This window comes from Photobacterium sp. GSS17 (assembly GCF_028621875.1).
In the GTDB taxonomy this organism is placed as follows: domain Bacteria; phylum Pseudomonadota; class Gammaproteobacteria; order Enterobacterales; family Vibrionaceae; genus Photobacterium; species Photobacterium ganghwense.
Genome location: NZ_CP117517.1, coordinates 1,202,015 through 1,216,023, shown reverse-complemented (window position 1 = coordinate 1,216,023; position 14,009 = coordinate 1,202,015). Strand labels below are relative to the sequence as shown.

General features: G+C 52.2%; 13 protein-coding genes. 5 read left to right on the top strand and 8 right to left on the bottom strand.

Annotation, left to right across the window (positions count from 1 at the left end; all coding sequences use genetic code 11):
• The first annotated feature begins 156 nt into the window (after positions 1 to 156).
• From PGW97_RS05430 to PGW97_RS05410, 5 genes are all read left to right on the top strand, one after another.
• Positions 157 to 729: a PilZ domain-containing protein gene (locus PGW97_RS05430; RefSeq protein WP_217393511.1), complete on the top strand. Its 573-nt coding sequence runs from the start codon at positions 157 to 159 to the stop codon at positions 727 to 729.
• Positions 730 to 734: 5 nt separating this feature from the next.
• Positions 735 to 4,190, top strand: a complete 3,456-nt coding sequence (gene mfd / locus PGW97_RS05425) for a transcription-repair coupling factor (RefSeq protein ID WP_273859626.1) — start codon at positions 735 to 737, stop codon at positions 4,188 to 4,190.
• Positions 4,191 to 4,219: 29 nt separating this feature from the next.
• Positions 4,220 to 5,050 (top strand): peptidoglycan binding protein CsiV, encoded by an 831-nt coding sequence (locus PGW97_RS05420; RefSeq protein WP_273859128.1) that lies wholly within the window; start codon positions 4,220 to 4,222, stop codon positions 5,048 to 5,050.
• A gap of 261 nt (positions 5,051 to 5,311) precedes the next feature.
• Positions 5,312 to 5,902, top strand: coding sequence for a GNAT family N-acetyltransferase (locus tag PGW97_RS05415; RefSeq protein ID WP_273859127.1), 591 nt, complete (start codon positions 5,312 to 5,314; stop codon positions 5,900 to 5,902).
• A gap of 213 nt (positions 5,903 to 6,115) precedes the next feature.
• On the top strand, positions 6,116 to 6,589 hold the full coding sequence (locus PGW97_RS05410) for an FKBP-type peptidyl-prolyl cis-trans isomerase (RefSeq protein ID WP_047884111.1): 474 nt from the start codon (positions 6,116 to 6,118) through the stop codon (positions 6,587 to 6,589).
• A 277-nt stretch (positions 6,590 to 6,866) separates the two neighbouring features.
• Here the strand turns inward: PGW97_RS05410 and PGW97_RS05405 are convergent, their stop codons facing one another.
• The 8 genes from PGW97_RS05405 to hinT form a co-directional block, all read right to left on the bottom strand.
• Complete coding sequence (locus PGW97_RS05405) at positions 6,867 to 8,156, bottom strand: NAD(P)/FAD-dependent oxidoreductase (RefSeq protein WP_273859125.1); 1,290 nt, start codon at positions 8,154 to 8,156, stop codon at positions 6,867 to 6,869.
• A gap of 235 nt (positions 8,157 to 8,391) precedes the next feature.
• Positions 8,392 to 8,934, bottom strand: coding sequence for an alpha/beta hydrolase YcfP (gene ycfP / locus PGW97_RS05400; protein ID WP_273859124.1), 543 nt, complete (start codon positions 8,932 to 8,934; stop codon positions 8,392 to 8,394).
• A 109-nt stretch (positions 8,935 to 9,043) separates the two neighbouring features.
• Positions 9,044 to 9,901 carry a DUF6279 family lipoprotein gene (locus tag PGW97_RS05395; RefSeq protein WP_273859122.1) on the bottom strand — a complete coding sequence of 286 codons (858 nt, stop codon included), beginning with the start codon at positions 9,899 to 9,901 and terminating at the stop codon, positions 9,044 to 9,046.
• 195 nt (positions 9,902 to 10,096) lie between these two features.
• Positions 10,097 to 11,041 carry a phosphotransferase gene (locus PGW97_RS05390; RefSeq protein WP_273859120.1) on the bottom strand — a complete coding sequence of 315 codons (945 nt, stop codon included), beginning with the start codon at positions 11,039 to 11,041 and terminating at the stop codon, positions 10,097 to 10,099.
• 20 nt (positions 11,042 to 11,061) lie between these two features.
• Complete coding sequence (gene lpoB / locus PGW97_RS05385) at positions 11,062 to 11,655, bottom strand: penicillin-binding protein activator LpoB (protein ID WP_047884106.1); 594 nt, start codon at positions 11,653 to 11,655, stop codon at positions 11,062 to 11,064.
• Positions 11,656 to 11,721: 66 nt separating this feature from the next.
• Positions 11,722 to 12,105, bottom strand: coding sequence for a YcfL family protein (locus PGW97_RS05380; protein ID WP_047884105.1), 384 nt, complete (start codon positions 12,103 to 12,105; stop codon positions 11,722 to 11,724).
• On the bottom strand, positions 12,105 to 13,493 hold the full coding sequence (locus PGW97_RS05375; protein WP_273859118.1) for a COG3014 family protein: 1,389 nt from the start codon (positions 13,491 to 13,493) through the stop codon (positions 12,105 to 12,107). The genes PGW97_RS05380 and PGW97_RS05375 overlap by 1 nt, the downstream gene beginning before the upstream one ends.
• 114 nt (positions 13,494 to 13,607) lie before the next feature.
• Positions 13,608 to 13,958, bottom strand: coding sequence for a purine nucleoside phosphoramidase (gene hinT / locus PGW97_RS05370; RefSeq protein WP_047884103.1), 351 nt, complete (start codon positions 13,956 to 13,958; stop codon positions 13,608 to 13,610).
• Between the last annotated feature and the right edge of the window lie 51 nt (positions 13,959 to 14,009).

Here is a 14,009-nt window from a genome sequence, read left to right as displayed (position 1 = left end):
CAGCAAGCATACCCCTTGCAGCGCATGATTACCAACGAAGCGGGTAAAACTAATGTAAAAACAGGAGCTAAAAACGTCACTCTCTCAGAAGCTGACTTGCCCCAGACCGGCAGCTAAGTGATAATCGAAGAATAGTTAATGAAATGCGAGTGCGACATGAACCAGGACGAATATTTTTCAGTCCATGCAGGGTTAACCATTAATGTAGAGCCCCTGTCCCCCAATGAGGCGGTACCGGACGAAACACACTTTCCGCAGGAAATCCCGCCACTGTTTCGTGTCGCCAGTGAATGCAGCGGATTAGACGATAACCTTGATCGCACGCTGTCGCAGTTTAATAAAGAGCAGTATCAGGCACTGACCCAGTACCTGGCCGCCCAAAACAGCAAAATCAACCTGCTCCTGTCGTACGTACTGTCGCAGCAGAATGACCCGGCATTTCGCTACACCACCACGACCTTCGGGGCCAGCCGTCTATCTTATTCCTCCGCCCAGCCTTTAACGCCGGGTCAGGCTGTTCGCCTTAAACTCTTTTTGGAACAACCGGCAGCGGCCGTCTATGCCTATGCTGAAGTCTGTGAATGCCAAGCTCTGGATCAGCAGTATGATATCTCGCTGCGCTATACGCGCCTTCAGGAAGAAGACCGCGATCTGCTGATACGGGCAGCCCTGTATTTCCAACAAAAAATTCTGCGCCAGCGCGCGCAACAGCGCTCAGATAATTCGTAATCATGATGAAATCACAATCCATACTGTCATTACCTTTACCCGCTCAGCCCGGCGATAACCGTTACATCGGCAATGTTTCCGGCGCCGCGCTGGCTCTGTCAGTCGCAGAGCTGACTCAGGATCACCGTGGTGCTATTCTGGCCGTAGTACCAGATACCCAGACTGCCTTGCGGCTTCAGCCGGAAATCAGCCAGTTTACCCACGCGGAGGTCAGCGTATTCCCGGACTGGGAGACCCTGCCATACGATAACTTCTCGCCGCATCAGGACATTATTTCCGACCGGCTGTCACGCCTGTATGCCCTGCCCACCCAGAAATCAGGGGTGGTACTGGTGCCAATCAGCACCCTGCTGCAGCGTCTGACACCTCAGTCTTTCATACGTCAGCATGCACTGATGGTATCGAAAGGCGATCGGTTATCACTCGAAAAACTGCGTCTGCAACTGGAAACGTCCGGTTACCGCCATGTGGATCAGGTGATGGAACACGGCGAATACGCCAGCCGTGGTTCCTTGCTGGATCTGTTCCCTATGGGCAGTGACCAGCCTTACCGGATTGATTTTTTCGATGATGAAGTGGACTCGATCCGTCAGTTCGAACCGGAAACCCAGCGTTCAACCGGTGAAATTGAGCAGATTCGTCTGTTACCTGCACACGAATTCCCGACTGACGAGTTGGCAATCGAAAACTTCCGGATGCGCTGGCGCGAACGATTTGAAGCTCGCCGTGAGCCCGAATCGATCTACCAGCAAGTCAGCAAACGTACCTGGCCGGCCGGTATCGAGTACTGGCAACCCCTGTTTTTTGACCAGACCGAAACCTTGTTTGACTACCTGCCGGACAACAGCCTGCTGATCACCATCGGTGAACTGGAGCCTGCAGTTGACCAGTTTCTCAAAGATGCCGAGTACCGCTACGATCAGCGCCGGGTCGACCCACTGCGCCCGCTTCTGCCGCCGAGTGAACTGTGGCTGGCAAAAGACGAGCTGTTTGCCAAATTTAAAACGCTACCGCAGATCCGCTTCCGCCGTGACGCGGAGCCGGAAAAAGCCGGTCGGTTTAACCCGGCACTACGCCCGGTTCCAGCCCTGACAATCAACCACCAGCTGAAAGAGCCACTGGCAGAGTTACGCCGATTTATTGAAAGCTTTACCGGCAAAATTATTTTCTCCGTGGCCTCAGAAGGTCGACGCGAGGCCCTGCTGGATCTGCTGGCACGCATCAAACTCCGGCCAATGGTGTGCTCATCTCTAAGCGAGGCCATTGAGGCGCCCGGCCAGTTCAGCCTGATCATTGGTGCAGCCGAACAGGGCTTTATCCTAGATGAGCCGTCTGTGGCGTTAATCTGCGAAAGCGATCTGCTGGGCGAACGTGTCGTACAGAAACGCCGCCGGGAAGATAAAAAGATCGTCAACACTGACACCATTATCCGTAACCTGGCTGAGCTGCAAATCGGCCAGCCTGTGGTACATATCGATCACGGCATCGGCCGTTATCAGGGCCTGCAAACCCTGGAAGCCGGAGGGATCACCACTGAATACGTCACCCTTGAGTACCAGGGCGGGGCAAAACTGTATGTACCCGTAGCATCACTGCACCTGATCAGCCGCTACTCCGGTGGGGCCGAAGAAAGTGCGCCGATTCACAAACTGGGGGGTGAAGCCTGGGCCAAAGCGCGTAAAAAAGCCGCCGAAAAAGTCCGAGACGTCGCAGCAGAGCTACTGGATGTTTACGCCAAGCGCGAGCTCAAACCCGGCTTTAAATTCAAACTGGATCGGGAAGCATACGCAGACTTCTGCACCGGATTCCCGTTCGAAGAAACCCATGATCAGGCGCTGGCCATTAACGCGGTTCTGTCTGATATGTGCCAGGCCAAAGCCATGGATCGTCTGGTGTGTGGTGATGTGGGCTTTGGTAAAACCGAAGTGGCCATGCGTGCGGCTTTTGTGGCTGTTGATAACAGCAAGCAGGTCACGGTTCTAGTTCCGACCACCTTGCTGGCACAACAGCACTTTGAAAACTTCCGCGATCGCTTCGCAAATACCCCGGTTCGGGTCGAAGTCTTGTCACGGTTTAAAACCGCGAAAGAACAGAAGCAGATCCTGGCTGACGTGGCCAAAGGCAAAATTGATATCCTGATTGGTACCCATAAGCTGCTTAATGCCGAAGTGCGTTACCACGATCTCGGCCTGTTGATCGTCGATGAAGAGCACCGTTTCGGGGTTCGCCAGAAAGAGAAACTGAAAGCGCTGCGGGCCGATGTCGACATTCTGACCCTTACGGCTACGCCAATTCCGCGTACCCTGAATATGGCCATGAGCGGCATGCGGGATCTGTCAATCATCGCCACTCCGCCCGCCCGTCGTCTGGCAATTAAGACCTTTGTTCGTGAAAAAGACGAAACGCTGGTTCGTGAAGCAGTGTTGCGTGAGGTAATGCGCGGTGGTCAGGTTTACTTCCTGCATAACGACGTTGATTCTATTGAAAAAACAACCGAAGAGCTAAGCCAGCTGATCCCCGAAGCACGCATCACTTTCGCCCACGGTCAAATGCGCGAGCGTGAGCTGGAAAAAATCATGAGTGATTTTTACCACCAGCGCTATAACCTGCTGGTGTGTACCACCATTATTGAAACCGGTATCGACGTTCCGACAGCCAACACTATTATCATAAACCGGGCAGATCACATGGGTCTGGCACAGCTCCACCAGCTGCGCGGACGTGTCGGCCGTTCTCACCATCAGGCCTATGCTTACCTGTTAACACCGCATCCGAAGCGAATGACCAAAGATGCCGTCAAACGCCTTGATGCCATCGCTTCGCTGGAAGATCTGGGCGCGGGCTTCACGCTGGCGACCCACGATCTGGAGATTCGTGGTGCCGGCGAACTGCTGGGCGACGAACAAAGCGGTCAGATCCAGTCGGTCGGCTTTACCTTGTTTATGGAGATGCTGGAGCAAGCTGTCGAAGCCCTGAAAGAGGGTAAAGAGCCATCGCTTGATGACTTACTGCGCCAGCAAACGGAAATCGAGCTGCGCCTGCCTGCCTTGCTGCCGGATGACTTTATCCCGGATATCAATACGCGTCTGTCGTTGTACAAGCGTATTGCCAGCGCCGACAGTATAGAGCAGCTCGATGAATTGAAAGTTGAACTGATTGACCGCTTCGGCCTGCTGCCTGAGCCGACCAAGAACCTGCTGACCCTCAATAAACTCAAGCTCAAAGCAGCAAGTGTCGGGGTTCGCCGAATCGAGGCCGGCGAAAAAGGCGGATTTATCGAGTTCAACCCGAATGCCACGATTGATCCAGGCTTCCTGGTCAGTCTGCTGCAATCGCAGCCACAGCACTTCAGAATGGAAGGGCCGACCAAGCTAAAAGTAACGGCACCAATGAGCGACAGAAAAGGCCGCATGGAGTACGTCGACGGTCTGATAACAAAACTCGCCGAAAACACAATGTAAATTTAGGCACAATTGTGCGGAGTAATCACTTGAAAAACTTGTTCTTTTTTTTGTTGGTTGTGCTGAGCGGGTCGAGCCTGGCACAACAATTTGATGTGGAAGTTATTGTCTTTAAACGCAATATTGCGCCGGAAAAAGTCGGGGAATCGTGGCCGAATCAGCTACCTCCCCTCAACCTGGATGATGCTATCCGTGTGACAACGGCCAGCGCCAGCGAGGACATCGGCAGCGAAAATACCACGGCACAGCTTCAGGCCAGAGGGATAAACCTGATGCCTGCCGAACAATTTCAGCTAAACACACAGTACGAAGCCCTGAAAAACCACGCTGGTTTCACGCCTCTGGCGCATATCGGCTGGCGCCAGAATAGCCTGGATCGGGATGTATCCCCTCAGATCCGTATTACCGGCGGACAGGATTATACCGGCCGCTTTTTGAAAAACGGTGCCCCGGTACAAAAGTCCGTTATGGACGTGACAACGGATAACCCTGATGCTACGACGGCTCCTAAAGATGCTCTCTTTGAGCTGGACGGGATGATTCGCCTGTATGTCCAAACGACCCCATTTGTGGATACTACGTTCGACCTGCGCGAACCACACCGCCGGGAAAGGGTCATTGGTACGGACATTGCGGATGATGAGCATGAGACAGCCATCGAAGAGGATAACCACCAAGATTCAGGACATGAAGAAAGCACGGTGCAATTTGGCCATCTTCAGGAAGTGAAAAAACAGGTACAGGTGGATGAATTTTTGAAGGCTTATCGTCTGGAGCAGACTCGCAAGCTGAGCAATAACGAGGTGCACTACATCGACCACCCGCTCATGGGGCTGCTGATTCAGGTACGGAGTCTTTAGGGATACGGGCTTTTGCTAATGAGATTAGCATCACCTCTATGCACTATTTGAGGCTGCCCATTGGCAGCCTTTTTCTTTCCAGCCACGTTATTTTATCCACCCGCCAGCGCTCCTTTTCAACGCTTTCTTTTGGCAGGTGTTTGCCTTCCCCTTTGGCCGGGAAATTCCCCTAAGCACTTAGCAGAAAAAGAAAAACTCGCTGAGTACACCAACTTGAGGTAACTTTGCTATAAGTGATCACAACGGACGACAGGAGAACAGATGAAATCAGATTTTGCGCTTACTACGCCTCGCCTGTACCTGCGTCCCTATAAAAATGCGGATCTGCTGGATTTGGTCGATGCGGTTCGCGAGTCTACCGCCAGCCTTAGCCCCTGGCTGACTTGGTGCACGCCGGATTACAACCAGCACGATGCTCACAGCTGGATTCATGCCAGCGCCCAAAACTGGCTGTATGATGTCAGCTATGAGTTTGCGGTTTTTTCCCGGCACAACGACGCCTTTTGCGGCAGCGTTTCTCTCAATAACCTGTCCAGCCTGGTAAATTCTGCTGAGCTGGGTTACTGGATACGCAGTCAGACTCAACGTCAGGGCATCGCCACTGAAGCCTGCCTGGCCGTCTCCCGTTTTGCCTTTGAACAACTGGGGCTCACCCGGCTGGAAATCGTGACCCATACCGGTAACCTGGCCAGTCAGCGGACGGCACTAGCCTGCCATGCCAAATTCGAATGTACGGCCAGAAACAGAATTATGATGCATACTCAACCCATCGACGGAATTTTATTTTCGCTGATCCCATCTGATTTAGCGTCGGCCAAGATTCCTTCGGCACTAAAAGTTTCGCAGCCATAAACCGTGCAGTAACCACACCGGTAAGCCAACTATCTCGTTTGTACTGCTCTGTCTGACATCGTGAGGCCTCTGCCTGCCTCAAAGAAGGGCTTGGGCAGATTCACACCGCTTTAATATCAGGCTTTTCCGGGTTACAACGCTTTGTTACTATGCCCTTTTATGGCTTTTTCAGACACAACGCCTGCACTTTCAGGCAGCGATTGAGGACGTAACGTGTTTAAAATTATCATTACTATTGCCATTATCGGCCTGGTCATTTTCTTTATGCAGCGCACCTACAGCAACAAACAAGCCGCAGCAGAGAACGTCACGATCGGGGAAGCCTTCCTGGCCGAAAACCAAACCAAAGAAGGGGTGAAAACCACAGATTCCGGGTTGCAGTACCTGGTACTCAAAGAAGGCACAGGCACTGTTCACCCGAAAGCCACCGATAAAGTGACTGTGCACTACCACGGTACGCTGATTGACGGCACTGTATTCGACAGCTCGGTAGAGCGCGGCGAAACCATTCAGTTCGGTCTGAACCAAGTGATTAAAGGCTGGACAGAAGGCCTGCAACTGATGGTTGAAGGAGAGAAAGCCCGCTTCTTTATTCCGGCGGATCTGGCTTACGGCAACCGTGCCATTGGTAAAATTCCGGCAGGCTCTGTGCTTATTTTTGATGTCGAGCTGTTCAAAATTAACTGATATCTGAACCAGTCAAGGAACGCTATTTGCCTCTTTTTGCCAACCTGCGCGCTAATCCAGCAGGTTTCTGCTGACTTTAGGCTATTCTGCTTCCGACATAAAAAAACCGCCGTTCTGTACCAGACGGCGGTTTTTATTTTGGCTTAGTCGTTTTTGCAAAGCTTGTCGGGGTGCCACGTGTCGCGAGTTCAGCATTGTCGCTAACCGGCTACTCCACCACTGAAAATGCTAAGATCAGTACGTATCGCTCAATACCTTACGCTCTGCACAGTTTCGATCAGTGCAGTTTCAGGTTCGGACGCAACACACGGTTGATGCGGCCAACCAGCATCATCAGACCCGTTTTAATCACGCCATGCAGCGCGATTTGGTGCATGCGGTACAGCGAAATATACACGACACGAGCGATACGCCCCTCGACCATCATAGAACCTTTGGTCAGGTTACCCATCAGGCTACCAACCGTCGAGAAACGACTCAGTGAGACCAGCGAGCCATGATCGCTATATACATAAGGCTTCTGATCGCGGTTAGTAATTTTCGCCACGATGTTCGAGAAGCAACGGCTTGCCATCTGGTGAGCAGCCTGAGCACGCGGCGGTACAAAGCTGCCGTCTTCCTGCGCACAAGAAGCCAGGTCACCGATCACGTAAATATCTTCATCACGGGTAGTTTGCAATGTTGGTTTCACTACCAGCTGATTAATACGGTTTGTTTCCAGACCGGCAATATCTTTCATGAAATCCGGCGCCTTAATACCGGCAGCCCATACCATGATTTGAGCAGGAATGTGCTCGCCGTCCTTGGTGGTCAGGCCGGTACTGTCTGCTTTCGTCACCATAGTGGCAGTACGTACATTCACACCCAACTTAGTCAGTTCACTGTGCGCCGCTGCAGAAATGCGAGGTGGCAGTGCAGGCAGAATACGCTCACCCGCTTCGACCAGGTTAACGTTCAGACGTGAGCTGTCCAGATCCCCAAAGCCGTAGTTACGCAGCTCTTTCACTGCATTGTGCAGCTCTGCAGACAGCTCAACACCGGTTGCACCCGCCCCGACAATAGCAATATCAACAGATTTCTGGTCTTTATTGGCATGCAGTTTCAGGAACTGGTTGTTCATTTCCGTACGGAAACGATGTGCCTGCTCCGGGCTGTCCAGGAAGATACAGTGTTCACGCACACCTGGGGTATTGAAGTCATTGGACGTCGAGCCAATCGCCAGCACCAGAATGTCGTATTCCAGCTCACGTTCCGGCATCAGCAGTTCATCGTGCTCATCATATAGTGCTGCCAGCTTGACCACTTTACGCTCGCGATCGATATCCTGCAGGCTGCCCATCTGGAAATCAAAGCTGTGGTTTTTAGCATGAGCACGGTAGCTCAGGGCATCAACCCCGGCGTCCATCGAGCCGGTCGCCACTTCGTGCAACAAAGGTTTCCACAGGTGGCTGGCTTTACGGTCGACTAAGGTGACCTGCGCACGGCCCTTACGTCCGAGCGTACGGCCTAGCTTGGTTGCTAACTCCAGGCCACCGGCACCACCGCCAACTACGATAATTCGCGTCACAATAACTTCCTCTTAACTTGTAAAAATTATGGTTCAGCGCCTTAACATCACATTTCATCCTTAAAGAGAGATGCTAATGCGCTGGCTAGCTGATAAATATCAATAGAACACGGCCTTGCCGGACAGTACTTTCGCCACCAAGAAGAAAAACGCCATTATTCAACAAGGTGCAACACAAGACGTTGTGCTATTGATATTTGCAGACGGACCACGCCGCCTGCATGAAGGTAGGAGGTTAATGCGTATCTTTGAATGTTTTTATTGTTTGTAGATGTTGGGAGATTTTCTTGAACTTATGGGTTTCCTGATCATCCCAGATGATTTCGTAGTAATCACCTAACACATCTTTTGTGTGGCGATTATCTAATACTTCATCTTGAGTTGAAAGTATGCAGAGACAATTCCCGGCATTTTTTTTCCGAAAATCTGTAACACATTTTGTCGCAATATCAGCATATTCTTCCGGGCGGTTAATTCTTCCCTCCATTGTTCGTTCTGGATACAAATTCGGGTTAAAAATCACCTGCTTAATACCGCAAAGAAAACCGATACGTTCTGACCAGTAACCGCCGAGACCAACGCCGCAGATCAACGGGTGCTCATCATCTGACTGCTCTTTGAGCTTCTGGACTTCTTTAATCAGATGCTGCATATCATGCTTGGGATGCTGGGTGCTGTAGCTCACGAAACGGACATCGGGGTCAATGAATTGAAGCTGTAAAACCTTTTCATGATTTCCGGGGCTGGTGGAATCATAACCGTGCAGATAGATGATCATCGCTTCTCCCTGTCGTATTACATGCTCGACGTTATGGTTTTGAATTTAATCTAACAGGTTTTCCCGGCATTAAAAGGGGAAAAATATGACTCACTTTGCAATTTTCCGGCTACTGATGAATAAGCACCGCAATATCTTTTCGTAAGTCGACCAACTTATCATTCAGAAACGCATTTTGTTTCCCAGATAGCGTGTGCTGCAAACGCCGCAGCAATTCAAACCGCCGCTTGAGGTACAAATCCATCTCGCCACGATAGGTAGTGGTATTGAGCGCGGTGACATCTCGCAGATACCCGGCCAGCTTTCGGTTGAAGCCAGCCTGTTTGCGCTCTGTCATCAACTGCTGCCAGCGCTTAAAGTAGTCATCACGCATAGCAATAAAAACCGGTTCCATCTCGATTTGATAACCCGCCAACTCTGCGAGCAAGGTTTTCTGACTCGAAGACACAGAGCCAATCCAGTTATCCGTAAAGTCCGCCAATCGTTCCGTGCGCTTGGCAATTTTTTGCGCTCGGCTCTTGCCTTCCCGCTCCCGATCCGCCTGCTGGAATTTTTTCCTGAGATTGATTTCTATCTGGGCGATTTGGCTTTCATCAAGCTGAGAGAGCATTGCAGCCAGCGGCGTGGCCAGCACTTGTGCCGAGTCCTGACTCAATCCGGTAAACAGTGTGTAGTAGTGCTGCATCTGAGCAAAGGTCACGGGGGATTTGAGATCAGCCTGCAAGGCATCAATGGCACGGTGAATTTTGGGGAGTTCCTGACGACGGTGGCGTTCGAGGGCACGTTCCAGATCGGTATCCAGCTGGAGCTGCTGCTGGCGGGTAAGCGTGACATAGTCAGATACCCGATTAACCAGCCACCAGTCAAGGTTGTTATACGCAAGCCGGGTGGTACATCCAGCCAGGATAACCACCAACAGCAACAGTAATGTGCTAAACCGGCTGTTATTGTGTCGTTGTCTCGCCATGCCCGCCCCCGCTTGTCATCTATGACCACATAACTTATGACCACATAACTCTATGACCATTACGTGTCATTCACTGCGATCGATCGCGTCACATCGCCTTGTTCCTGGCCGCTTGCTGTCATCATTGAATGAGCACGCTATGCGCACGGTTTGATCATCAAAGCAAGTTCGCTAAGCCGTAATTGGCGATGCCTGTTAATCCGGGTGACGAGAGACAACAGGCGTCAGCACTGCCATCAGCTTGTCTGCTTCCTTGCCGTATTCAGGCTCCTGCCAGAGTGCTTCTGCCACCCGGAACCAGAGTAATGCCAGATACTGGCACCACGGCAACCAGGCGTGTACCGCCTGAAGCCAGCGTGTTTCTTCAGTCCGGCTCAGTGCCCGGGCCTGACAATAGGCATGGACGGCACTTTGTAGCTCAAGTCCGTTGGCGCTAATCGTCAGCGCCAGATCCAGAGACGGATCACCCGCAGCCGCATATTCCCAGTCAATCACACGCGCGTCGGCTAAGCCGCCCGTTTCGCTGGTACCTGAAATTATAATATTATACCAACCCAAATCATGGTGGCAGCAAACGTCCGCAAACCACTGAATCGGAGGGTGGGTCTGGAAATGATGGTGAATCGCACGCAGTGCAGGTGATTTGGCTTCAGACGGGATATGGTGCCAGTAGTGCCTGGCCCGCTCCGGGCAATCCAGTCGCCAGTCTGGTACTGGTAATTGATGGATGTGCGCCTGTATTGCGGCCAGAGCCGCCAGCGGCAAGTTCTCAGCGGCCAGTTGCCCTTCCACCCACTCCACCAGCAGCCCCTCGGGCAACAAGGCAAATGCGGCGGGCGCAATCGCCTTTCCTGACAACACATCGCGCGAATCTGTCGACAATGCCTGCCCGGTTTTCAGGTTTTCCGAACGCCCTAAAGCATGGAGAAGACGGTACTCGTGCTCTCGCGACAGACCAAAGGCATTTGTCGCGGCAGACGTTGGCCGCCAGACCAGCGGCGTGAGGTGGTGGGAATGACGGTGCCTGAGGGTGACTTTCCAGCAACGATTGCTCAATCCACCGGTCAGCTGCGTTGCACTGACCAGTAGATAGTCGGGTAATTGCTGGTTGAGCAGATGGGCAATCTGCTCAATGGTCATGGCACCGTCCAAGGCTGATTTTACCAGCCAAACAGGCTCTTCGACTGTTGCTTGCGGATCTCGCTCTCATCAGCCCATTCAATCAGGCCGCTTTGCAGATCCATCAGACGCATTGTCATCTTGTAATACACGTCTTTGTCGCTGCCGGCATTTTTCACGATGCTCGACAGGTTACCGTACAGCATGTATTGCGCGCCGACCATCTTGCCGAACTGAATCGCAGTGCTCTGGTTTACCAGTTCATCATTGTTCTGGAAGTTAAGCTGTTTGCGAGCAGCTTCTACACGGGCCATGTCCACAAAACGGAACTTGCCCGAGTTCAGCAAACGCGTGCTGACTGAGTCAGTGATAGATTCGGTATCAATGTGCTCGCTGGTCTTGTTCTTGATGCTTTCAACCATGATGATCGGGCGCTGACCATTGCCGGTGATATAACCCACAGAGCCGGACGACAGCATGCTGTCAGTCATCTGCTCGGCAATTTTCTGCAGATCCGTCGAGCCAAATTCGACTGTAGTAGTTTCAACCGACTGAGCATCCCCGTAGTTAACTTTCTGGGCACAGCCTCCCATCAGAGCTGCCACACCCATTAGAGCGATTACGCTTTTTTTCATTGTCTTACCTTTCAAATTGTCCGGCTCAGGCCTCAATGGCCGCCATTCTCAAATCAGTGAAAAATGTTAATCCGCTTGTCGGATATAAATACGGTACTGAGTGATTTGTGCGCTTCTGGCAACCGCTTGCAATGTCATCGAATCACGGCCATGCAAAATGACATGCCGCCACGGGCTGTCACTGCCGTTCACTTCCAGACCCTGCGCGTCATACCAGTAGAAACGGTACTGCAGGCTCAAATCAGAATCGACATTACTGACAATCGGTACTCCGGCTTTTAGCAGGCCGTTGACCTTTCCTACCTGTGCCTGCTCGATAGTCAGCCGACGCGCCAGATCCGTGTTACCGATCACCACATTCTGATTGCTGCTTTCTATGCTGATCCCTGACGTTGTTGAGGAACAAGCCGTCAGCCCCAGTACAAGGCCCAATATCATGAGTAAACGCATTAGCTCTCTCCTAGTAAGACTGACCAGCCTGTCAGTGTATTCCCTTGCCGTGATACCCAAACCATGGTTGTCCTTCCCGGTTTCACTCCAACATCAATCTGCTGCCCGTTCCAGGCCAGCGTATAATCGCCTGCCGGTAAATCCTGCTGAGCAACCGACACACTGGCAGGCAGGCTTTGCCAGCTCCGGGTGTCCGGCTGTTCTGTCAGGGTATTGAAAATATTGGCTAACAAGTTACCGACATCATCACCTGATTGCGCCGAGACCTTACGCACTTCATTTTTGGCAACAACACGCAATGCCTGACGCACCACCATGACCGGGAGCTGCTCCTGCAGGTTGTATTTCGCCATCCGGTTGACATCCGTCAGCGTACTGCCTGAGACCGGCCGATTGTTGAGCATCAGTGGCGACAGCACCGGTGAGGCATTACTGCGGTAGTACGGCAGTGCGAGGTTATAAATGGCACTCTGCCCCCGGCTATCACGTAACCAGAGTGGCAGACGCCATCCGTCACGTGCCGCAACCACACCCTGCTCGTCAAATACCACCACCCTGCCGCTGTCTTTAGCGGAAGGCTGGTAACGGCCATAACGAGCTTCCAGGCTGCGGCGGTCATCAATCATGGAAAGCCGGGTGGCAAGACGCAGCACAGTGTGTGCGACATAGCGATTGTCCGGGACCACCGCCAGTGCCCGCTTATAATCGATGTAGGCGTTGTTGAGATCGCCCTCCGCCTCATAAAGCACACCAGACAGATAGAACAGGTATCCATTCTGCACATTACCGAGCGCATCACCCACGTCCGGATAACGTGCCAGAACCGCACCGAGGTTTTGCTTGTCCAGCCCCTCTTTACGGGCGGCCGATGCTGCGCTTTCCAGCTCTGCTTCACGCTGTTTGCGGGCAGATTCCTGAACCATATTGGCACGGCGTACTTCAACCAGCGCACCATTGAGATCGCGCTGCTGGATATAACTCAAAGCCAGGTAAAGATGAAGAAAACCCAGCTCATAATCGGCGGGTTTGTAGGTGATCATGTTGTCATTGGTCAACAGGGCACCGGCCTGATTCAGCCCTTCCGACACCTGAATCACCGCTTGCTGCTGTTGCGCTTCCACGGCTTGATCTGCCACTTTAAGTGCCGAGAAGCTCTGGGGATAGCTGCCAGCCAGAAAGCCAATCCGGCCGCGCTCCATCCCATCAAGGATTTCACCCGCAGGGGCTTCAGGTAGTTTCTCCAGTGCCTGCTGATAACGCCCCGCCTGTACAGCCTGGCGCGCGTCACTGTTGGCAGCACTGTAGTGACTGAATAAATTATGTGTCGATAAATTTGCACAGGCCGTCAAGCCTATAGACAGCACTGCTGCGACGGCATGTTTTATCATTACGCCTTACCCTAAGAAAAAGTCTGAGTTCCATCACTACCCAATCGGTAGCCTCTGCCACTCAGACTTTACAATATCTCTTTCGTTCACCCTGTCAGTCAGGACAAGCGTTCATTAGCCTGCCAGCATCGGGCCCATCGGACGGCCACCCAGCAGGTGCATATGCACATGGTAAACTTCCTGACCACCGTGCGGGTTGCAGTTCACAATCAGACGGTAACCGTCTTCTGCAATACCTTCTTGCTCTGCAAGTTTACGCGCAACAGTAAACAGACGTCCCATCATCAGCTCATCTTCAGCTTCCACATCATTCACGGTCGGCAGCAGCTTGTTTGGAATAATCAGGATGTGACTTGGCGCTCGTGGGTTAATATCACGAAACGCCGTAACCAGATCGTCCTGGTACACTACGTCTGCCGGAATTTCTTTGCGAATAATCTTACTGAAAATGGTTTCTTCAGCCATGCCATACTCCATTTCTGATTTTGTGACAGTACATTGCAGTATGCTCGACAA

Bases quoted from the DNA above. Each gene is read 5' to 3' on its own strand.
- PGW97_RS05430 (WP_217393511.1), top strand. From the start codon at position 157: ATGAACCAGGACGAATATTTTTCAGTCCATGCAGGGTTAACCATTAAT.
- mfd (WP_273859626.1), top strand. From the start codon at position 735: ATGAAATCACAATCCATACTGTCATTACCTTTACCCGCTCAGCCCGGC.
- PGW97_RS05415 (WP_273859127.1), top strand. From the start codon at position 5,312: ATGAAATCAGATTTTGCGCTTACTACGCCTCGCCTGTACCTGCGTCCC.
- ycfP (WP_273859124.1), bottom strand. From the start codon at position 8,934: ATGATCATCTATCTGCACGGTTATGATTCCACCAGCCCCGGAAATCAT.
- PGW97_RS05395 (WP_273859122.1), bottom strand. From the start codon at position 9,901: ATGGCGAGACAACGACACAATAACAGCCGGTTTAGCACATTACTGTTG.
- PGW97_RS05390 (WP_273859120.1), bottom strand. From the start codon at position 11,041: ATGACCATTGAGCAGATTGCCCATCTGCTCAACCAGCAATTACCCGAC.
- lpoB (WP_047884106.1), bottom strand. From the start codon at position 11,655: ATGAAAAAAAGCGTAATCGCTCTAATGGGTGTGGCAGCTCTGATGGGA.
- PGW97_RS05380 (WP_047884105.1), bottom strand. From the start codon at position 12,105: ATGCGTTTACTCATGATATTGGGCCTTGTACTGGGGCTGACGGCTTGT.
- PGW97_RS05375 (WP_273859118.1), bottom strand. From the start codon at position 13,493: ATGATAAAACATGCCGTCGCAGCAGTGCTGTCTATAGGCTTGACGGCC.
- hinT (WP_047884103.1), bottom strand. From the start codon at position 13,958: ATGGCTGAAGAAACCATTTTCAGTAAGATTATTCGCAAAGAAATTCCG.